We start from the raw sequence: 19,544 nt of genomic DNA on the forward strand, positions 1-19,544 counted from the left end.
ATGCCGCCCCGGCACCAGACGGGGCGGCATTCGCGGCTCTCGCTCCGCCGCAGGAGCGAGAGGTCATCCGGCGGCGTCGATCGCTTCCTGCATTCCGCGGGTCGCTAGTTCATCGGCCAACTCGTTGTCGGCGACACCGGAATGCCCCTTCACCCAGAACCACTCGACCTGATGCCGCGCGCAGGCCGCCTGGAGCCGTTGCCAGAGGTCGACGTTCTTCACCGGCTGCTTCGCGGCGGTCTTCCAGCCGTTGCGTTCCCAGCCGAGCACCCACTTGGTGATGCCGCTACGGACATAGGTGCTGTCGGTGTACAGGTGCACCAACACCGGCCTGGTGAGCGCCTCCAGCGCCATGATCGGCGCGGTCAACTCCATCCGGTTGTTGCTCGTCTCGCCGGACTCGCCACCGCACATCTCGCGGACGTGTTGACGGTGGCGCAGGACGGCCCCCCAGCCGCCAGGGCCGGGGTTGGGTCTGCACCCGCCGTCGGTGTGGATGACTACGGCGTCCTCGCGGTCTGCGGCGTCGGTCATGGGCCGAGAATAGGCACTGAGGTCGAGCAGTCGGCTCAGCGACGCGCTGAGATCATCGCCGACCGGACCGACATCCCAAACTCGCGATGCCGCAGCGTGGTGATGCGGCGTCCGGGCTGCACCGCGTCCTTGACCGGTGACGTGCGGTCACCGAAGAACGAGGCAGTCGCGTCGAGGTCCGCGACGACGTACGTCATCCCCCAGAGCGTGGACGGCCCCTCGCTCGCCGTCTCCGGCGAACCGACGACCTCGACGATGACCTCCCCCAACCGGAAGAAGATTTGGCGGATCGGTCGTCCGCCGAGTTCGCCCATCCGTTCCCGGCGCGGGTCCACGCCGACGGCGGCCAGTGACTCGACCGTCCGACCCAGGTCAGGTGACAACAGCACGACGTGGTCGATCGCGATGACGCCGTTCGGGTGCGTCGCCGGCGCGGCAGGGACATCGTCGGACCGCGTTGTAGGGACGCCGTCGAGGTCGTCGATCGAGCGGTCAGGCGGCAGGCCCCGCAACGACCACCCGACGATGCCGGTGCCGGTGTCACGCCCCACCAGCCGGATGCGAACGCCCCCGATCCGGCAGACGGCATCGGAATCGACGCTGAACCCGGCTCGCGTCCACGCGTCCGCTGGATCAGCGACCTCGAACTCGGCGACGGTGATGGTCATGGATGCGGCGTTCCCAACCTCGGGGTCATTGATACGGCTTGCCGAACGTACTCCGTCCCAGACCGATACGCGGAGTTGGTCGGCGACGGTACTCGATTCACGAATCAGCCTCGAACGCCTTGAACAACTGCAGAAGCGGGTGATGTTGGGCCAGCCCGAACAGCGGCCATCCGATCGTTTGCGAGCTGCGGCCACGAAGTGCAAACCCATGTCCCCGATGCCTTTGCTCGGTACCTTTGGAGCGAAGGTCCGCATTTCACGGAGGGCGGCTGCACCATGGCGGGTGGGATAGCGTCTGAGCTGGCAGCCGCCGGGTTCGAGGGCGCCGTCGAAGTCGGCCGGGGCGGCAGCGGGGTCGTGTTTCGCTGCCATCAGCGGTCGCTCGGTCGCAGCGTCGCGATCAAGGTGCTTTCGTCGGATCTCGACGATGATGAACGGGAACGCTTTCTGCGTGAGGGCTACGCGATGGGTTCGCTTTCCGGCCACCCGAACATCGTGAACATCCTGCAAGTCGGCGTGACCGAGAGTAGCCGGCCGTTCCTCGTAATGCCTTATTGCGCAGTGGGTTCCCTCACCGAGCGAGTACACCGAGAGGGCCGTATCCCTTGGCCGGAGGCGTTGCACATCGGAGTCAAGCTGTGCGGGGCGCTGGAAACCGCGCATCGGACGGGCACCCTGCACCGCGACATCAAACCTGCGAACGTGCTCGTCAACGATTACGGCGAGCCGCAACTGAGCGACTTCGGGACCGCGCGGATCGCCGGCGGGTACAAGACCGAGACGGGGTACTTCACCGGCACCCTCTCCTACACGGCGCCAGAGGTGCTCGCAGGCAATCCGCCGACCGTCGCGGCGGACGTGTACTCGCTCGGCGCCACGATTTACTCGCTGATCGCCGGAAATCCTCCGCACGAGCGCAAGCCCGACGAGGACCTGATCGCGCACTATCTGCGCATCACCTCGACACCCGTCCCGGACCTGCGTCCTACCGGAATTCCGGCCGATGTTTGCGCCGTGATCGAGAAGGCGATGTCTCGTGAGCCCGGTGACCGGTACGCGTCAGCGGACGAGTTGGGCCGCAGATTGCAGACGGCGCAACGGAACAACGGATTGACGGCGGATCCGATGGCGCTCAGTGAGCCAAGTGGTCATCCGGCTCAACTCGACAGCACGCAAGCGATGCCGTCGGAGTCGCACGCGCAAGCGGTTGCCGATTCGGCCGACGGCACAGCAGTGTCCGCGTCGCCGCCGACGGCGGGCATGTTGGCGCAGAATCCCGCGCCGACCGGTACGCCGAGAAACCGTCAGCGCAAGCGGGTAGTGATTGGCTCACTCGCCGTGGTAGCGGCGCTGCTTCTGGTGATCAGCGGTGTCTTCATGGCCACGTCATCGCGCGACACCCGCAGTGACGAAGCCGCCCCGAGTCAACCAAGTCGACCGACCGCTGAACCGCCGACCGCTCAACCGCCGCCCGCTTGGCAGCCGGTCGCGGACGCACGCGTCGCGCGCGAGGCGGTGGCGGCCACCCAGGCCGACGGCACGATCTGGATATTCGGCGGCACGGATCCCAACAACCGGGTGAGCGGGGATCACGAGGGCTTCGACCCTGCGATCGACAGCTGGAAGGCCGGCGAGCACCTACCCGTCCCAGTGCAGCACGCGATGTCAGTCACATGGAAGGGCACCCCGGTGGTGCTCGGCGGCTGGCGCACCGAAGGCGCAAATTCGAAGGTTGCGACGGACCGCGTGTGGCGGGTGGTCAACGGTCACTGGGCCGAGCTGCCGCCGTTGAGGCAGCCACGGGCGGCCGCGGCGGCGGCCGTAGTGGACGACCGCATCATCGTCACCGGTGGTGTGGACGCCAGCGGCGAGCTGCTGAACGACACCGAGATCTTCGACGGCACGTCGTGGAAGCCTGGTGCCGCCATGCCGACTGCCCGGCAGCTGTTGGGCGCGACGTCAGACGGCAAGCTGGTGTACGCGGTGGGTGGCACCGACGGAACCGCCGACCTGGCCGCTGTCGAGGCATACGATCCGGCCGCGGACACCTGGACACCCATGCCCGCGCTTTCGAAGGGGCGCAGCGACTTCGGCGTGGCAGTCACCGATGCACGGCTGGTGGTAGTCGGCGGCACGTCCTCGGGAGAGGTCCTCAAGAGCGTGGCCGCGCTCGATCTCACCACGGCGACGTGGACAGAGCTGCCCGACATGGCCACTGCCCGCCACGGGTTGGCCGTCGCCGCCGTCAGGAAGACCGTGTATGCCATCGGCGGGTCGACCGCTGTTGCCGATGGCCAGGTCACGTCGTCGGCGGAAGCGCTGAAGCTGGCGCCGCGCAGACCCCAACCCGCGGCGCAGTGGCGGCCGCTACCCGACGCACCGACCGCGAGGTTGATGATGGCGTCGACCGTGCTCGACGGGAAGATCTGGATCGCGGGCGGCATGCGCGAAGGCGAGACGCTCCAAACGGTGGAGAGTTACGACGCGCGCACGGATAAGTGGCAAACGCAACCACCGCTGCCGATTCCCCTGCACCATGCGACGGCGGCGGCGTACCGCGGTGAGATGGTCGTCATCGGGGGTGCCAGCGACACCCTCGCGGACGCGTCGAACAGAGTCTTCGCACTCCGCGACGGACAATGGGCAGAGCTACCGCCCCTCCAACATGGCCGGGCCGCGGCGGCGGCGGCCGTCGTCGGCGACAAACTCGTCGTCGTCGGCGGGCAGAACGACAAGCAGCTCGTCGCGCAGACCGAGGTGTTCGACGGGCAGAAGTGGACGCAGGCCGCCGACCTGCCGACCCCGCGCGAACACCTGGCCGCGGTGTCAGACGGTAGCTACGTGTACGCCCTGGGCGGGCGAAATCTGAGCGCCGACGAGAACTCGGCGGCCTTTGAGCGGTTCGACCCGGAATCCGAAAAGTGGGAGAAGCTCGCGGCGATGCCGACTCCGCGCGGCAGCTACGGCGCCGCGTTCATCGACGGCCGCATCGTCGTCGTCGGCGGCGAGGAACCGACGCGCGTCCTAGATACGGCCGAGATGTACGACATCTCCAACGGCACGTGGACCACCTTGGCGGCAAAGGGAACTCCCCGTCACGGCCAAGTGGTGGCTGCGGTTGGCTCCACCGTGTACTGCATCGGGGGCGCCGGCCGGCCCTCACATGAAGGGCCCATCGCCACCGTCGAGGCGCTCGACTTCACGTAGTGCCGCTGTCGCGCAGGGCAGCGATCGTGACGGCCCCGCGCCGGAACGTGGCCGGCTCCCGGACTAGCGTCGACCCTATGCTCGACCACGTCATCCTGGCGGTGAGCGACGTCGCTCGCTCCGTCGACTTCTACACCGCGACACTCGCACCGCTGGGTATCACGATCCGGGCCGACTACGACGGAACCGACGGCCCGCCGGGCCATCCGGATCTGAAGGGCTTCGGCAAGGACGGGCGGATGATCTTCTGGCTGCGCCAGGGCGAGGTCGGCGATCCCTCGACGCGCATCGGCTTCGTGGCTGACGGTCAGGCAGAGGTGGATGCCACCTACGCCGCCGCCATGGCCGCGGGCGCCATCGACGACGGTCCGCCAAGCGCGCGAGTCTATTACGACCCCCGCTACTACGCCGCCAACGTCTTCGACCCGGACGGCTACAGCCTCGAATTCGTGTACAAGAGTTGGCAGCACTGAGCGTCGGGACTCAGCGCTCGATCATCTCCATCTGCGCCTCGTCGTGATTGCGCTGGGCGGCTTCACTGAGCGTCGGCATCGCGTTCCTAATCGGATTGGTGGGGAACCAGTTTCAGCGTCGTCGACCGAGCCGTCGCGCTGGTGATCGATTCGACCGGCCCCGCATAGTGGCCGTACTTGCTCCGGTACGCGGCGTCGATCAGGTCGTCATCGGCGGGCGCGCTGCCGTCGACGAAGTCGACGTCCGCCGTGGCGTGCCCGGCGCTCAACTGACCGCGGTGTTGGACCTGGACGCCGCGAAACCACGAGGCGTCCGGTCCGTTCACGGAGCGGGTGTAGAGCTCGTCGCCGACCCGCACCGCCCACACGATCACCGGCGTCCGCAGCGAGCCGTCGCGGCGCATCCCCGCCACGCGCACCTCCTGGGCGTCGCCGTAGCGCGCGAGGTCGTCGGCCGTCCACGTCGTCATTTGAATTCTCCTAGGGCTGGATCAGGACTTTGAGGGATTCACGTTCGGCCATGGCCTTGTACCCATCCGGCACCTCGTCCAGGCCGACGGTGCGATCGAACACCTTGCCCGGCTGGACGGTGCCGTCGAGGATGTCGGGCATCAACTCCTCGATGTAGGCCCGGGCCGGGGCGGCCCCGCCCGTGAAGGTGACGTTGCGGAACACGGTGTCGAAACCGAGTGGGCCCTCGGTGTACTGCGGCACGCCGATCCGGCTGATCGCGCCGCCGGACCGGACGATCTTCACCGCAGTCTCGATGGACGGCAGGGTTCCGACGCACTCGAGTACGGCGTGGGTGCCGTCGCCCCGGGTCAGTTCCAGCACGCGTTCGACGCCCTCCTCGCCGCGGGCGGCGACGATGTCGGTCGCGCCGAACTCGCGGCCCAGGTCGGTCCTGGTGGTGTGCCTGCCCATCAGGATGATCTGCTCCGCGCCGAGGCGTTTCGCCGCGACCACGCCGCAGAGTCCGACGGCTCCGTCGCCGATGACGGTCACGGTGTGGCCGGGCTTCACCCCAGCGGTGACGGCGCCGTGGTGACCGGTGCAGTACACGTCGGACAGCGTCAGCAGCGACGGCATGAGCGCCGAGTCGGGCGCGACGGGAAGCTTGACCAGCGTGCCCTGGGCCTGCGGCACGCGGACCGCCTCGCCCTGTCCGGCGTCCACGCCGGGCTCACCCCATCCGCCGCCGTGGCGGCAGGCAACCTGCAGTCCTTCGGTGCAGAAGTCGCAGGTGTTGTCCGCCCACACGAACGGGGCGACGACCAGGTCGCCTGCGGCGAAGCCGGTGACCTCGGAGCCGACCTCCTCGACGATGCCGATGAACTCGTGGCCCATGCGGCGGCCCTGCTCGGTGGCGGGCATCGACTGGTACGGCCACAGGTCGCTTCCGCAGATACAGGCGGAGGTGACGCGCACGATGGCGTCGGTGGGGTTCTGCAGGACGGGGTCGGGCACCGTTTCCACGCGTACGTCGCCAGCCTCATACATGACGGTTGCTCTCATGGGAACCAGTCAACGTCGGTTCGCTGTGACGTGGCAGTGACTGTCGTTCCAGGTAACCGCAGTACCTCTCACGGGCTGCTCACGCTTCTGGCGTCCGACAGGATTAGGACGCTCGCCCAAGCCGTGCATTACCGTCGGTATCGCATTCACCCGTCCGGGGTGAAGCGCGACGAAGGAGCATCCGTGCCATCAGGGCAGGTCGACGAAGCCCACGAGCCGCTGAGCCCGTTGCCGGAACGCGGCTACGTCTACCGCACCGGATGGAAGCTCCTCACGGGCGACATCGACTCGAATCTCAACGCCAGGCTCGACGGGGTGGCGCGCTACATCCAGGAAGTGGGTGCGGAGCACCTCTACGACGCCGGGTTCGCAGAGATTCACCCGCATTGGATCGTGCAGCGCACCGTCATCGACGTCATCGAGCCGATCGAATGGCCAAGCGACATCGCCTTCCAGCGCTGGGCCGCGGGCATCTCGACGCGGTGGTGCGCGATGCGAGTCCGGCTCGACGGCTCCGAGGGCGGCCGTATCGAGACCGAGGGCTTCTGGATCAACATGAACAAGGACACGTTGACGCCGTCGCTCGTCACCGACGAGTTGTTCGAGCGCTTCGCGACGACCACGGAGAACACCCGGCTCAAGTGGCGACCGTGGCTGCCCGGACCAGCGTCCGGCGACGCGGTCACTCCGTTTGCGTTGCGCCACACCGATATCGATCACTTCCGGCACGTCAACAACACCGTGTACTGGCACGGTGTGCACGAGGTGCTCGCTCAGTACGCCGACGTCGTCGGGAGTCGCTACCGCTCCGTCGTCGAGTACCGCAAGCCGATCCAGTACGGGGAGGCCGTGGAGCTCCACTCGACGGTTCGCGACGGTGACGTGCGGTTCTGGTTCGTCGTCGACGGCGACGTCCGGGCGGCAGGGCTGTTGCGCAACCTGTAGTGGCCGAACGCCGAAGGTACGGTTGTTGCACACATCGCTCGAGTAGAGCCGTAAACAACCGTACTTTCGGCGAGCCTTCCACCGCATCAATTGATCAGTCGATCGGCGTCGTTGGTCTAGACCCGGCCGGCGACGTACGTAGCGGCCTGGTCGACCATGCCGTTGGACGTGTAGCTCGTATGGGCGGCGCCGTCATCGCCGTTGGAGCAGATCGGATCGCCCGGCGCGCATAGCTCGATGGTCTTGCCCGCGTACAGCGGCCCGACGTTGACCGGCGGAGAGTCGATCGCCTGCATGAACTGCGGGTCCGGCTTACCCCACAGTGCGACCGCCGCGACGTGGTCGGCCACGTCGGCAGGCATCGGCTTCGGAACGTCGGCGGGATCGACGCCACCTGGCACCGCGTTCGCCGTCACGAAGCCGATCACGGCCGCGCCCTGCGAGTATCCGGCGAGTACCAGCTTGGTGTTGGGGCAGTTGGCCGCGGTCTGCTCGATGTGGTTGCTCGCGTCCCTGATGCCGTCGACCGCGGTGGGGAAGTCGATGCTCGCCGGGTAGACGACGGCGTACACACCGAGCGTCTTGCCGCCGAGCTTGGAGCGCAACGCTTTGGCGAAGTCGTCGCCGATCCCGCCGAGGCCCTGAGGGGTGAACGTGCCGCGCGCGAACACCGCTTCGACGTCGGGGCAGGGTGCGGCTGAGGCTGCTGGAAGGCTGGCGGGCGAGACCAGAACTGTCCAGGTGGTCACCACCGCGACGGCGCAAAGTCGGGCAAGGCCGTGTGTGGTCACGGGTCCATGCTGGCACAGGCGGGAGAATTCACTGGTGAGTTCTCGGGCCTGGCCCTCACTCGCCGATCACCTCGCGCTAGACCCGTGACTTGCGCTGCAGCACGACGGACACCGTCAACACGACGATTCCCGCCACGGCGAGCAGCGCGCCAGCAGCGGCGGGAGCGGTGTAGCCGTAACCGGCGGCGATCACGATGCCACCAACCCAGGCGCCGGTTGCGTTGGCGATGTTGAGGGCCGAGTGGTTGAGCGCGGCGGCCAGCGTCTGGGCATCGTGCGCGACGTCCATCAACCGCGTCTGGAGTGCCGGACCGATCGCCGAACCCGCTGCGCCGATGAGGAAGAGCCCCGCCATCGCCGTCCACGGGTTGTGCGCGGCCAGTACGAAGAGCGCCAGCACGACGCCCAACGCGGAGATCGAGACGTACAGCCCGCGGAGCACCGAGATGTCCGCCATCTTCCCGCCGACGAGGTTTCCGATCACCATGCCGAGACCGAAGACCATGAGCGCCAAGGGAATCAGTCCGCGTGAAAGGCCTGCGACGTCGGTCAGCGTGGTGCTGACGTAGGTGTACACGGCGAACATGCCGCCGAATCCGACCATGCCGACCAGCAGCGCGAGCCACACCTGGACGCGCTTGAGCGCGCCGAGTTCGGTCACCGGGCTGGTGACGTGCATCGCGCGCATATTCGGCAGCCAGAACCAGAGCGCCGTCAAGGTGACGAGTCCGACCGCGACGACGAGGCCGAACGCGGCGCGCCAGCCGAAGGATTGGCCGAGCCACGACGCGACGGGCACCCCGACGACGGTCGCGACCGTGAGGCCGGTCAGCACGTGGGCCACGGCCTTGGCCCGATTCTGCGGGCCCATCAGGTGGGCGGCCACCAGCGCGGCGATGCCGAAGAACGCGCCATGTGGAAGGCCCGCGACGAATCGGGCGGCCATCAGCGTGCCGTACGTCGGGGCGAAGACGCTGACCAGGTTGCCTAGCGTGAAGACGACCATCAGGCCCAGCAGGAGCGTCTTGCGCTCCATGCGCGCGGTCAACGACGCGATGAGCGGGGCGCCGACGACCACGCCGAGCGCGTACGCGGAGATGACGTGACCGGCCGTCGGCTCGGTGACGCCCAGGCTCGAGGCGATGTCCGGCAGCAGGCCCATTGCGACGAACTCGGTGGTGCCGATGCCGAACCCGCCGAGTGCCAGCGCGAAGACCGCCAGCCAGCGCACCGACGGGGCGGGCGAGACGACGGACTGCGGGCGGGTGTGCCGGTCCAGGGTTCGAGTCACGGGCTCAACGGTAGAGCTACATATGCCCGATCGCAAAGTGACTTTTGTATTTCGACGGCCAAAGTGGCGCAGCTTACGATTTGCGTGTTCAATCGATCACATGGCCAGTGTCGGCGACGTCTTCACCCTGATCCGGGAACTGCGTGACACCACGCGCGCCGAACTCGGTCAGCTGACGGGTCTGTCGCGCACTGCCGTCGCGGCCCGGGTCGGGGCCTTGGTCGAGGTCGGGCTCGTCGCCGAGAGCGAGCGGGCCCCGTCGACCGGCGGCAGGCCCGCCACCATGCTGACCTTCGACGCCGACGCGGGCGTCGTGCTGTGCGTGGCCATCGGGATCAGCCGCACCCGCATGGCGGTGTGCAACCTAGCCGGCGAAATCGTGGCCACGTCCGACATCGATCAGGAGGTCGCACTCGGACCCGACGACCTCATGCCCGACGTGGTGAAGCGGCTCGACGTGCTTCTCGAGGACTACCGCGACGTTGCGGTGTACGGCGTGGGGCTCAGCCTGCCCGGCCCCGTGGACCGCGATCGCGGCTGTAGCCGCGACTCACCCATCCTGCGGGGCTGGGACGGCGTGGCATTGCGCCCGTACTTCGAGGACCTGCAGGCACTTTCGGGTGTTCCGGTGCTGCTCGACAACGACGCGAATGCCATCGCGCTCGGCGAGCGTGGCGGGGAATTGCAGGGACTCGACGACCTGTTGGTGCTCAAGGCCTCGACCGGGCTGGGCGCGGGCATCATCGCGGGCGGCGCGCTACAGCGCGGTGCCGCGCAGGCGGCCGGCGAGTTCGGGCACAACAAGATCGCTGCGGCAGAAGGACTTCCGTGCCGATGCGGTGACACCGGCTGTCTGGAGGCGATCGCTGGCGGCTGGGCGTTGGTGCATCAGTTGCAACGGCAGGGGCGTTCGGTCCGCCACATGCGCGACGTCGTCGAACTCGTCCATGCAGGTGATCCGGAGGCGCGTCGGTTGGTCCGCGACAGCGGTCGACACATCGGCGAGGTGATCGCGGCCGCGGTCAACCTGCTCAACCCCGCGGTGCTCGTCGTGGCGGGGGACATGGCGGCGGCCTACGACGTCTTCGTCGCCGGTCTTCGGGAAGCGTTGTACCGCAACGCCACTGCGATGGCCACGCGGGAGCTTCAGGTGGTGCCTGCCGCCAATGGCGGGCACTCGGCGGTGGTCGGCACCGCGGCGATGGTGCTCTCCGACGTGCTCAGCGCACGCGCGGTCGACCAGCTGGTGGTTATGCCTTCGCGATGACGTTCTCCGCGAACCACTCCAGGTTGCGGATCTTGTCGTCGAGCGGCTCGGTGTCGGTGCCCATGATGTAGGGGATGCGGAAGCCGACGATGACGTCGGTGACGCCCTTGTCCTCGAGTCGCTTGACGCCGTCGAGCGTGAAGCCGTCGATCGAGATGACGTGGATCTCGAACTCTTCGGCGAGGCCGATCCGGTCCTCTTCGTCCCGGTACTTCTGCAGTTTGGCGAGCAGCGGGTCGAGTTCGGTGGGGTCGCCGCCGCCGTGCATCCAGCCGTCGTTGCGGGCGGCGCGTCGCAGCGCGGCGTCGGCGTGACCACCGACCAGGATCGGAACGGGCTTCGTCGGGGCGGGCGTCATCTTGAAGCTGGGGATGTCGTAGAACTCGCCGTGGTATTCGAAGTAGTCGCCTGACGTGAGGCCCCTGATGACGTCGATGCACTCGTCCATCCGCTTGCCGCGCTTGGCGAACGGCACGCCCATGATCTCGTAGTCCTCCGGCCAGGGGCTGGTGCCGACGCCAAGGCCGAGTCGGTTGTCGAACATCGCCGCCAGCGAGCCGGCCTGCTTCGCGACGAGCGCGGGCGGCCGGATCGGAAGCTTGAGCACGAAGATGTTGAAGTGCAGCTTCGTGGTGACCGCGGAGAGCGCACCGATCAGCGCGAACGATTCGATGAACGACTTGCCGTCGAGGAATTCGCGATTTCCGTCCTCGGTGTACGGGTACTTCGAGTCCGACACTTCGGGGTAGGCGATGCTGTCCGGAATGGTCATCGCGTGGTATCCGGCCTCGTCGGCGGCCTTCGCCAACGGGATGTAGTACTTGGGATCGGTCATGGCTTCCGCATAGGTGAACCGCATGCGCCCGATACTAGAACACGTTCTAATTTTGGAAGTAGGAACGTCCGGCATTATGGGCCGCGTGCGCAGACCCTGGCTCACCCGGAACGTGCGCGTGCTCTCGGCCGTGTCGTTTCTGCAGGACACGGCCAGCGAGTTGCTCTACCCGCTGCTGCCGATCTACCTGACCGCGGTGCTCGGTGCGCCGCCCGCCGTCGTCGGTGCCATCGAGGGCGCGGCCGAGGGCGCGGCGTCGCTGACCAAGCTCGCCTCCGGTCCACTCGGTGACCGGTTCGCCCGCCGCCCGCTCATCGCGACAGGCTACGGGCTGGCAGCACTCGGCAAGGTGATGGTGGCGGCCTTCGGCGCATGGCAGGGCGTCCTCGCGGGGCGCGTGGTCGACCGGCTCGGCAAGGGGCTGCGCGGCGCCCCGCGGGATGCGTTGTTGGTGGCCGACGTCGACGACGCCGCCCGCGGGCGGGTGTTCGGGTTCCACCGCGCGATGGACACCGCGGGCGCCGTGGTCGGACCGCTGTTGGGCTTGGTGGGCTACGAACTGCTCGACCACCAGATCGCGCCGCTGCTGTGGGTCGCCGTCGTGCCCGCGGTGCTCAGCGTCGCGCTGGTGTTCCTGGTCCGCGAGCCGCGCCGCGTCGTCACGGCGGTCAGGGCGGGCATCTTCTCCCGGGTGCGCGACCTCCCCGGCGGATATTGGCGAGTGGCGGTGCTGCTCGTCGCGTTCGGCGTCGTCAACTTCCCCGACGCGCTACTGCTGTTGCGGCTCAACGAGATCGGCTTCTCCGTCGTCGAGGTGATCCTGGCCTACGTCGGCTACAACGCGGTCTATGCGCTGTCGAGCTACCCGGCGGGGCTGCTCGCGGACCGCATTCCGCGACCCGCCGTGTTCGGAATCGGGTTGGTGTTCTTCGCCATTGGCTACGGCGGACTCGGGTTGACCGACGACAAGCTGAGCTCTTGGCTGCTGATCGGGGTTTACGGGTTGTTCACGGGATTCACCGACGGCGTTGGGAAGGCGTGGATCTCGTCGTTGGCCGGCAAGGACGTCCAAGCGAGCGCGCAGGGCGTCTTCCAGGGTGCGTCGGGCTTCGCGATGCTGATCGCCGGTGTGTGGGCGGGCCTGCTGTGGGGCGCGGACGGGACGCTGCCGCTGTTGATCTCGGGTGCGGTCGGCGCCGTGTTCGCCGTCGCACTATTGGGGCTGGCCTGGCGTCAGGCGAAGGGCGGCGCGCCCATTCCAGTCACCGAGTAGCCGCCCTGCGGCGTGCGCTCGGCGATGCGTGCCGCGGCGGTGCGGCCGTTTGCCGTCAGCAGCGCCTCCGGCCGCTTGAGCACGTCGTCGGGCAGTGCGCCGAAAACCGTTCCGCGCCAGTGGTACTTGCCGTCGATCGGATCGACGTGGCCGGTGAGCCGCACCCGGACGGAATGGTCGTCGTCGGCGACCCGGAGGTTGGCGGGGCCGTCATAGAGCTCGGAGAAGTCGTCGGCAACCGCCGCGGACGAGGGTGGCACCGGTGCCGCAGGCGGCAGGAATCGCGTGCGCCGCCACATCCGGCGCGCGATCGGACCCATCAGCCCGACCTCGTCGAGGAAGGCGGCCAGCGGCGCGAAGCCCATGCTCTGAACCTCGTGGCGGTGCGGGCTGCGCCGCGCGATCCGACGTGCCTGGCGGGCGGGCAGCCCGGTACGGCGGTAGGGCACCTTGTTGGTGAACAGGAACCGGAAGAAGTACCCGCCGACGCCGTTGAGGTTGGCCACCCACCACCGGTTGAGCCGCGGCATGTCCCCGACGCGCCCGCGCACGCCGTCGCGCGCGAACTGGATGTGCCGGGCTTCCTCGGTCACGTGAATCCGCATGAGCCGCTGCACCATTGGCTGCAGTTCGGAGTCGTCCATCATCTGCCGTTGCAGCGAGTCGAAGATCTCCTCGCCGATCAGCGCGGCGATCCACAGCAGCGAACCCTTGAACGTGAGCGGCAGGGCGTTGATGATGATCCGTTGGTAGCGCCGGGGCTGGATCGGCTTGGCGGCCACGCGTTCGATGGCCTTGCCGAACATCACCATGTGGCGCGTCTCGTCGCCCATTTCGGTGAGCGCGTAGTGCGTTGCGCTGGAGGTGGGATCCGCGTGCATCAGGTCGCGCAGCAGCGCCTGGTTGAGGATGTTCTCGAACCAGATGCCCGCCGAGAGCGTGTTGACCAGTTCCTGGCGCGACAGCTCTATCTGTTGGGCGCGCGTCATGGCGTCCCACATCGGCGTCCCGTACAGCGACACCACCTTGGGCGGTAGGAAGAACTTGTCGGGATCGATCGGCGCTTCCCAGTCGATGTCGACGACGGGCTCGTAGTACTTCTTGACCGAACCCCGCAGCAGGCGTTCGGAGAATTCCTCGCGCGTGGGCGCATTGGTACGGCGGGTCGCTTCGGGGGAGAGAGTCATCGTTGACGTCCGTTCAGCTGGCAAAAGTGCGCCGATATGCTTTGCAACCTAATGACGCCAGACTCGAGATGTCAATACCCCGGGTACCGGGTACTGGTGGTTCCGTGAGCCGCCGGATTCACGTCATCGGAATCGGGGCGGGCGATCCCGACTACGTCACCGCCCAAGCGGTCGCCGCACTCAACGAGGTCGACGTCTTCTTCGCCATGGACAAGGGTGAGGCCAAGGACGATCTGGTGGCTCTGCGGCGGGAAGTCTGCACACGATTCATCCGCGAACCCGGGTATCGCTTCGTCGAACTCGCCGACCCGTCCCGCGCGAAGAAGGGCGACTACCGTCAGGCCGTCGCCGACTGGCATGCCGCACGGGCCGACGTGTGGGCGCGTGCCCTGCTCGACGAACTGCCTGATGGCGGGGTCGGGGCTTTCCTCGCGTGGGGTGACCCTTCGTTGTACGACAGCACGTTGCGGATTCTCGACCTCGTCGCCGCGCGCATCGACGTCAGCTATGACGTCGTCCCCGGCATCACCGCGATTCAGGCGCTCACGGCGCGACATCGCATCCCGCTCAACGACATCGGCGAGCCGGTACTCATCACGACGGGTCGCCGCCTGCGCGAGGAGGGCCTGACGGGGACGGCGGTCGTCATGCTCGACTCCGACTGTGCCTTCCTCGGTTGTCCCCCCGAGACGCGAATCTGGTGGGGCGCCTACCTCGGCACGCCGAACGAGCTCTTGGCGGCTGGCACGGTCGGCGAGGTGGGTGAGCAGATCTCCGCGATGCGGGCGCAGGCAAGGCAACGGCACGGATGGATCATGGACACGTATCTGCTGCGGCACGCACCGGCTGGGGGATCGCCGCCAGGGTGATGTCGCCGCCGTAGTGGGCGAGCACGCGCCAGTCCATGACGCGGCGCCACAGCGGAGGGACCAGCGCCAACAGCATCATCGTGGCGTAGCCGGTGGGCAGTTGCGGCGCCTCGTCGGAGTGCCGCAGCGCCTGGTAGCGGCGGATCGGGTGGGCGTGGTGGTCGGAGTGGCGCTGCAGTTGAAACAGCACGACGTTGGCGACGACGGTGTTGCTGTTCCAGCTGTGAGCCGCCCCGACGCGTTCGTAGCGCCCGTCGGGTGCCTTCTGGCGGCGCAGCCCGTAGTGCTCCAGGTAGTTGACCGTCTCCAACATGCAGAAGCCGATGATCGCCTGGCCCACCAACCACGGCAGCACCGTCGCCCCGAACCACGCCACCATGACCGCGAACAGCACCGCTGTCATCAGCCAGGCGTTGAGCACGTCGTTGCGAAAACTCCAGGGCGACTTGCCTAGTCGTCCAAAGCGGGCGGCTTCGATGCGCCAGGCCGAACGCAACCCGCCGACCACCGAGCGGGGGATGAACCGGTACAGGCCCTCCCCGAATCGGGAGCTGGCGGGATCCTCGGCCGTTGCGACGCGCGCGTGGTGGCCGCGGTTGTGCTCGACGAAGAAGTGGCCGTAGCCCGTCTGCGCCAGTGCGATCTTGCTGAGCCTTCGCTCGAGTTTCGCCCGACGGTGGCCCAATTCGTGCGCGGCCGAGATGGCCACCCCGCCGACGATGCCGACCGTCGCCATGAGACCGACCTCGTCGACGAACGACATCTGAACCCAACCGCCACCCGCCCACAACCAGCAGGCGAACACGAACGACAGGTACTGGGCGGGCAGGTACAGGTAGGTGATCCAGCGGTAGAAGCGATCGGACTCGAGCCAGGTCAACGCGCGATCGGGGGGATTCTCCGAGTCGGCGCCGACGAGGTGGTCGAGCACGGGGATGACGACGAAGGCCAGCAGTGGGCCGAACCACCAGAAGCCGCCCCAGCCCGTCGCGTGGACACCGAGCCAGGATTCGAACACGAGCATCGGCACCAACGAGCCGAGTAGCCAGAGATAACGCTTGGGGTCTCGCCAGCGCGCGCCGACCTGGCGTTCTACCGCCGAGGTGCTTTGTCGCTCAGGTCCCATCGCTCGATCCCGTACTCGGTATTCAGCATTGCTAAGACAATTACCGCAAACTATAGAGGTGCGGTAACGTCTATTCAACTCGTAGGGAAACTTGCTGACGCGAAGGGGCAAAATTGCACGACATATGGCCTTCATTGAGGTTGATCCAACGGTCGCGATAACGCGTCGCCTTACGAACTGTGCACAATATTGCAGATCTAGTTAATTATCTATCATTCGCTTCAAGGAGGGGAAGATGCCGACCCTCTCGAGAAGGCGCTTCATCGGCGCCGCGGCCGGGGTAGCCGCCACCGCAATGGGTGGCGGGTTGCTGACCGACATGGCCTTACAGAGTTCCCGGCGCCACTACCCGGCGATCGTCGTGGGCAGTGGCTACGGCGGCGGGGTGTCGGCGTTGCGGCTCGGCCAGGCCGGGGTCGAGACCCTCATCCTGGAGAAGGGCAGGCTGTGGAACGCCACCGACGACGACGGCAAGCGGTTCACCCGAATGCTGCCCGCAGACACCCGCGCCGGCTGGTTCTCCGACGTCCCGCCCAGCCTGGTGCCGTCGTTTCAGGGCATCTCGATCGACCAGGTGGCCAAGAGCGCACCGTCGTCGCAGCCGGTGCAGGCCGGCATCTGCGACAAGTCCGTCCACGGGGCGCACAACGTGTTCCGCGGCATCGCCGTCGGCGGCGGTTCGATGGTCAACGCCGCGATCGCGGCGGTCCCGACGCCCGCGCAGATCCAAGAGGCCTTCCCCGATATCGGCGTCGCGCAATTCCTCAAGATCTACCTCGAGCGCGCCAAGTCCACGCTGCGGATCAACTACCGCGACATGGACTGGTTCGAGCGCACGCCCTACTACCAATACGCCCGCGTCGGAAGGCAGTACGCCGCTGCGGCCGGCTACCAGGTCGACTACAACGGCAGCGCCTACAGCTTCGACTACATGAAACAGGAAGAGGCCGGCCTGGTTCCGCGGTCGGCGCTGGACTTCGAGCAGCAGTACGGCAACAACCACGGGCGCTACGGCAGCGTCGACCAGACCTACATCGCCGCGGCGCTGGCCACCGGCAAGGTCCACCTCGAGGCGCTTACCGAGGTCACCGCGATCCGGCAGGAGCCCGGCGGCGAATGGGTGGTGTCCACGCGGCGCATCGACCGGTGGGGCAAGGAACTCGGACGTGACGAAATCGGTTGCGACCAACTCCATCTCAGCGCGGGTGTACTCGGTACCACGCAGCTCCTGCTGCGTGCCCGCGAGACCGGCACGCTCCCGCGGCTCAGTGCGGAACTCGGCCGCGGCTACGGCAACAACGGCGACGTGATGGTCGCGCACCAGCTGCGCGACACCGATCCGGCGGGCACGCAACAGTCGCTGATGGGCATGATCAACCTCGACGGCCGCAACGACCCGGAAAACCCGGTCTACGCCAGCATGTTCTCGCTCCCGCTTCCCGTGGAAACCCATGCACTGGGCTACTACGTGATGGTCAAGACGGGCGATCGCGCCGACATCGCCTACGACCGCGCCTCGGACTCGGTCACCATCCAATGGCCCGACGGGCACACCGAACATCTGCGCGAGCGTGCGAAGAAGGTGTTCGACCGGGTGGTCGCTGCCAACGGCGTGGACTACCGCGACGACATCTTCGAAGGAGAGGTGTTCGCCCCCAACACCGTCCATCCCCTCGGCGGATGCGTGCGGGGCAAGGCCACCGACGGCTACGGACGCGTGTACGGGTACGACAACCTCTTCGTCAACGACGCGTCGCTGATCCCTGGGCACGTCGGCTGCAATCCGTTCATGACCATCACCGCGCTCGCCGAACGCAATATCGAGGGAATCCTGCAGGGCCGCCGCAGTTTCGACGATGCCCTGCTGCGCAGCGTCGTCTAGTCCGGCTCACCGCTGCGGTGGCGTGAACTTACCGACGGTGATGATCGCTTCCACCGCGTCGAGCGGGGGAGCCGAAACCTCGAGTGCCGGACGATCGGTCGCGCGCAGCCCGTCGAGCATCAGATGCAGGTACCGTCGCCAGAGCCCGGGCTCGATGCGGCGGCTGAGCTCGTACGCGGGTCCCATCATGACCAACAGCGCGGCGACGTCCTGCGCGGCGGCGCCGGGGCGCACGACACCGGCCCGGACGGCGCGGTCGAACAACTCGGCGACTGCCGCGATGATCAAGGGCCACAGCCTTTCCTGTGCCCGCGCATCACCGTGGCCCGTCAGCGCCTCGTAGAGCCCGCGGTCGGCGGCCTGGCGCTCGGCCGTCCGTTCGAAGAAGTCCACCAACGCGTTCCACGGATCCTCGATCGTCAGCGCGTGTCGGGCATCGGTGACGATCTGTTCGGTGGCGTCGGTGAGCACCTCGGCCGCGATGGCCTGCTTGTTCGGGAAGTGCCGGTAGGCGGTGCCGACGCCGACCCCCGCGTGGCGGGCGATGTCGTCGAGCGTCGCGCCGAAGCCGTGCTGCGCGAACACCTCCCGCGCCGCCGAGACCAGCAGGGCTCGGTTGCGCACCGAGTCCTTCCTGGCCGGGCGGGGTTGTTCGGCAGGCATGTCAGACGACTCCGTGAGCGATGAGGCTGGTGGCGCAGTCGAGCACCGTGTCCGCGGCGGGCCTCGGATGCCAGTCCAGCAGCCGGGCCGCCTTCTCCGTGGTGTGCCGGTTGCGCCTGCCCAGCGACACGGTGATGTCGCGCAGTGGCGGGTCGAAGACCGACGTCAGGCGCACCAGCCAGTCGGGGAGTTGTCGCGTTGACACCTTGGCCGCCGCCGGGCCGAGGCCGTCGCGCAGCGTCCTCGCCATGTCGCGCATCCAGGTGAACTCGCCCGTGGCGAGGAATCGTTGGCCAGCCGCGGCATCCGACGTCATCGCCCGGACGTGTACGTCCGCGAGGTCGCGGACGTCGACGATCTCCAAGCCGATCCGGGGACTGCCGGGCATGGCGCCCTTCAGCATTCGCTCGACGATGCTGACTGAGCCGATCGCGTCGGTCGACAGGATCGGACCGAATACCGCGCCGGGAAGAATCGTCGTCAAGGTCATCGAACCGTCGTAGGTGACCATGAAGTCCCACGCCGCCCGCTCGGCGACGGTCTTCGCGCGCCGGTAGGGAATCAGCTTCGGATCGTTCGGGTCGGTCCACAGCGTCTCGTCGGTGACACCCTCCTCGGTGTAGGACGAGGGACTCGCCGCGTTGGCCGCCGACGTCATGACCACGCGGCGCACCGTGGCCGCGGCCGAGGCGCGCAGCACGTTGAGCGTCCCGTCGCGGGCGGGCGTGAGCATGTCGTCGCCCGACAGTGGGGACGCGACGTGAAGCACGTAGTCCACGCCGTCGACCGCGGCGTCCCATCCCTCGGGCGAGGTGAGGTCCACGATGGCGAAGCTCAACCTGTCGCCGGGATCGGCGACCGTGGCCACCGCATCGCGCACGGACGCTTCCTTCGCGGTGCCGCGGACGGTGGTCCGGACGCAGAACCCGCGCTCGAGAAGTTTGGCGATGCACCACCCCGCGATGTAGCCGGTTCCGCCGGTCACCAGAACCGTCTCCGTCATCACTCCTCCTCGTAA

Annotated in this window: 18 protein-coding genes; 7 read left to right on the forward strand and 11 right to left on the reverse strand. The window is 67.6% G+C overall.

Translation table 11 applies throughout. The features are described from left to right. Positions 1-63: 63 nt before the first annotated feature. Together rnhA and SLQ33_RS10505 are read right to left on the reverse strand one after the other, a co-directional pair. A complete protein-coding gene (gene rnhA / locus SLQ33_RS10500) occupies positions 64-534 on the reverse strand; it encodes a ribonuclease HI (RefSeq protein WP_319453755.1) in 471 nt (156 codons plus the stop codon). Positions 535-569: 35 nt separating this feature from the next. Beyond that, on the reverse strand, positions 570-1,202 hold the full coding sequence (locus tag SLQ33_RS10505; RefSeq protein ID WP_319453756.1) for a glyoxalase: 633 nt from the start codon (positions 1,200-1,202) through the stop codon (positions 570-572). A 276-nt stretch (positions 1,203-1,478) separates the two neighbouring features. Here SLQ33_RS10505 and SLQ33_RS10510 point away from each other — a divergent pair, with 276 nt between their 5' ends. Continuing rightward, on the forward strand, positions 1,479-4,409 hold the full coding sequence (locus SLQ33_RS10510; RefSeq protein ID WP_319453757.1) for a protein kinase domain-containing protein: 2,931 nt from the start codon (positions 1,479-1,481) through the stop codon (positions 4,407-4,409). 77 nt (positions 4,410-4,486) lie between these two features. Then, on the forward strand, positions 4,487-4,882 hold the full coding sequence (locus SLQ33_RS10515; protein WP_319453758.1) for a VOC family protein: 396 nt from the start codon (positions 4,487-4,489) through the stop codon (positions 4,880-4,882). Between the two features lie 86 nt (positions 4,883-4,968). Here the strand turns inward: SLQ33_RS10515 and SLQ33_RS10520 are convergent, their stop codons facing one another. Further along, positions 4,969-5,352 (reverse strand): DUF2255 family protein, encoded by a 384-nt coding sequence (locus tag SLQ33_RS10520; protein WP_319453759.1) that lies wholly within the window; start codon positions 5,350-5,352, stop codon positions 4,969-4,971. A gap of 10 nt (positions 5,353-5,362) precedes the next feature. After that, positions 5,363-6,397 carry a zinc-dependent alcohol dehydrogenase family protein gene (locus SLQ33_RS10525; protein WP_319453760.1) on the reverse strand — a complete coding sequence of 345 codons (1,035 nt, stop codon included), beginning with the start codon at positions 6,395-6,397 and terminating at the stop codon, positions 5,363-5,365. A gap of 183 nt (positions 6,398-6,580) precedes the next feature. Here SLQ33_RS10525 and SLQ33_RS10530 point away from each other — a divergent pair, with 183 nt between their 5' ends. Then, positions 6,581-7,342 (forward strand): acyl-[acyl-carrier-protein] thioesterase, encoded by a 762-nt coding sequence (locus tag SLQ33_RS10530; RefSeq protein ID WP_319453761.1) that lies wholly within the window; start codon positions 6,581-6,583, stop codon positions 7,340-7,342. Between the two features lie 116 nt (positions 7,343-7,458). Here SLQ33_RS10530 and SLQ33_RS10535 read toward each other — a convergent pair whose 3' ends face one another. Beyond that, positions 7,459-8,133 (reverse strand): cutinase family protein, encoded by a 675-nt coding sequence (locus tag SLQ33_RS10535; RefSeq protein WP_413467623.1) that lies wholly within the window; start codon positions 8,131-8,133, stop codon positions 7,459-7,461. A gap of 76 nt (positions 8,134-8,209) precedes the next feature. Next, positions 8,210-9,424 carry an MFS transporter gene (locus SLQ33_RS10540; protein ID WP_319453762.1) on the reverse strand — a complete coding sequence of 405 codons (1,215 nt, stop codon included), beginning with the start codon at positions 9,422-9,424 and terminating at the stop codon, positions 8,210-8,212. Positions 9,425-9,524: 100 nt separating this feature from the next. Here SLQ33_RS10540 and SLQ33_RS10545 point away from each other — a divergent pair, with 100 nt between their 5' ends. After that, complete coding sequence (locus SLQ33_RS10545; protein WP_319453763.1) at positions 9,525-10,691, forward strand: ROK family protein; 1,167 nt, start codon at positions 9,525-9,527, stop codon at positions 10,689-10,691. Here the strand turns inward: SLQ33_RS10545 and SLQ33_RS10550 are convergent. After that, a complete protein-coding gene (locus SLQ33_RS10550; protein WP_319453764.1) occupies positions 10,675-11,550 on the reverse strand; it encodes an LLM class flavin-dependent oxidoreductase in 876 nt (291 codons plus the stop codon). The two genes, SLQ33_RS10545 and SLQ33_RS10550, sit on opposite strands and share 17 nt — an antisense overlap. A gap of 52 nt (positions 11,551-11,602) precedes the next feature. Here SLQ33_RS10550 and SLQ33_RS10555 point away from each other — a divergent pair, with 52 nt between their 5' ends. Beyond that, positions 11,603-12,799: an MFS transporter gene (locus tag SLQ33_RS10555; protein ID WP_319453765.1), complete on the forward strand. Its 1,197-nt coding sequence runs from the start codon at positions 11,603-11,605 to the stop codon at positions 12,797-12,799. On the opposite strand, the gene SLQ33_RS10560 is transcribed toward SLQ33_RS10555, so the two are convergent. Beyond that, positions 12,760-13,986 (reverse strand): diiron oxygenase, encoded by a 1,227-nt coding sequence (locus tag SLQ33_RS10560; protein ID WP_319453766.1) that lies wholly within the window; start codon positions 13,984-13,986, stop codon positions 12,760-12,762. The genes SLQ33_RS10555 and SLQ33_RS10560 overlap by 40 nt on opposite strands. A gap of 68 nt (positions 13,987-14,054) precedes the next feature. On the opposite strand from SLQ33_RS10560, the gene cobF reads away from it, so the two are divergent. Further along, positions 14,055-14,855 carry a precorrin-6A synthase (deacetylating) gene (cobF, locus tag SLQ33_RS10565; RefSeq protein WP_413467624.1) on the forward strand — a complete coding sequence of 267 codons (801 nt, stop codon included), beginning with the start codon at positions 14,055-14,057 and terminating at the stop codon, positions 14,853-14,855. Here the strand turns inward: cobF and SLQ33_RS10570 are convergent. Then, on the reverse strand, positions 14,800-15,981 hold the full coding sequence (locus tag SLQ33_RS10570) for an alkane 1-monooxygenase (RefSeq protein WP_319453768.1): 1,182 nt from the start codon (positions 15,979-15,981) through the stop codon (positions 14,800-14,802). The two genes, cobF and SLQ33_RS10570, sit on opposite strands and share 56 nt — an antisense overlap. A 235-nt stretch (positions 15,982-16,216) precedes the next feature. Between SLQ33_RS10570 and SLQ33_RS10575 the strand changes: the two genes are divergently transcribed. After that, positions 16,217-17,863 (forward strand): GMC oxidoreductase, encoded by a 1,647-nt coding sequence (locus SLQ33_RS10575; RefSeq protein ID WP_319453769.1) that lies wholly within the window; start codon positions 16,217-16,219, stop codon positions 17,861-17,863. A gap of 6 nt (positions 17,864-17,869) precedes the next feature. On the opposite strand, the gene SLQ33_RS10580 is transcribed toward SLQ33_RS10575, so the two are convergent. Both SLQ33_RS10580 and SLQ33_RS10585 read right to left on the reverse strand, forming a co-directional pair. After that, entirely contained in the window at positions 17,870-18,526 is a 657-nt protein-coding gene (locus SLQ33_RS10580) for a helix-turn-helix domain-containing protein (protein ID WP_319453770.1), read from the reverse strand. A gap of 1 nt (position 18,527) precedes the next feature. After that, positions 18,528-19,529 carry an NAD-dependent epimerase/dehydratase family protein gene (locus SLQ33_RS10585; protein ID WP_319453771.1) on the reverse strand — a complete coding sequence of 334 codons (1,002 nt, stop codon included), beginning with the start codon at positions 19,527-19,529 and terminating at the stop codon, positions 18,528-18,530. Positions 19,530-19,544: the final 15 nt, after the last annotated feature.

Origin of the sequence: Mycobacterium sp. RTGN6 (assembly GCF_033804605.1) — a bacterium.
Taxonomy (GTDB): domain Bacteria; phylum Actinomycetota; class Actinomycetes; order Mycobacteriales; family Mycobacteriaceae; genus Mycobacterium.

Excerpts from the sequence above, each read along its gene's own strand:
- SLQ33_RS10585 (WP_319453771.1), bottom strand. The coding sequence starts at position 19,529 with ATGACGGAGACGGTTCTGGTGACCGGCGGAACCGGCTACATCGCGGGG.
- SLQ33_RS10510 (WP_319453757.1), top strand. The coding sequence starts at position 1,479 with ATGGCGGGTGGGATAGCGTCTGAGCTGGCAGCCGCCGGGTTCGAGGGC.
- cobF (WP_413467624.1), top strand. The coding sequence starts at position 14,055 with ATGTCAATACCCCGGGTACCGGGTACTGGTGGTTCCGTGAGCCGCCGG.
- SLQ33_RS10545 (WP_319453763.1), top strand. The coding sequence starts at position 9,525 with ATGGCCAGTGTCGGCGACGTCTTCACCCTGATCCGGGAACTGCGTGAC.
- SLQ33_RS10575 (WP_319453769.1), top strand. The coding sequence starts at position 16,217 with ATGCCGACCCTCTCGAGAAGGCGCTTCATCGGCGCCGCGGCCGGGGTA.
- SLQ33_RS10520 (WP_319453759.1), bottom strand. The coding sequence starts at position 5,352 with ATGACGACGTGGACGGCCGACGACCTCGCGCGCTACGGCGACGCCCAG.
- SLQ33_RS10550 (WP_319453764.1), bottom strand. The coding sequence starts at position 11,550 with ATGCGGTTCACCTATGCGGAAGCCATGACCGATCCCAAGTACTACATC.
- SLQ33_RS10525 (WP_319453760.1), bottom strand. The coding sequence starts at position 6,397 with ATGAGAGCAACCGTCATGTATGAGGCTGGCGACGTACGCGTGGAAACG.
- rnhA (WP_319453755.1), bottom strand. The coding sequence starts at position 534 with ATGACCGACGCCGCAGACCGCGAGGACGCCGTAGTCATCCACACCGAC.
- SLQ33_RS10570 (WP_319453768.1), bottom strand. The coding sequence starts at position 15,981 with ATGGGACCTGAGCGACAAAGCACCTCGGCGGTAGAACGCCAGGTCGGC.
- SLQ33_RS10515 (WP_319453758.1), top strand. The coding sequence starts at position 4,487 with ATGCTCGACCACGTCATCCTGGCGGTGAGCGACGTCGCTCGCTCCGTC.
- SLQ33_RS10580 (WP_319453770.1), bottom strand. The coding sequence starts at position 18,526 with ATGCCTGCCGAACAACCCCGCCCGGCCAGGAAGGACTCGGTGCGCAAC.
- SLQ33_RS10505 (WP_319453756.1), bottom strand. The coding sequence starts at position 1,202 with ATGACCATCACCGTCGCCGAGTTCGAGGTCGCTGATCCAGCGGACGCG.
- SLQ33_RS10555 (WP_319453765.1), top strand. The coding sequence starts at position 11,603 with ATGGGCCGCGTGCGCAGACCCTGGCTCACCCGGAACGTGCGCGTGCTC.
- SLQ33_RS10560 (WP_319453766.1), bottom strand. The coding sequence starts at position 13,986 with ATGACTCTCTCCCCCGAAGCGACCCGCCGTACCAATGCGCCCACGCGC.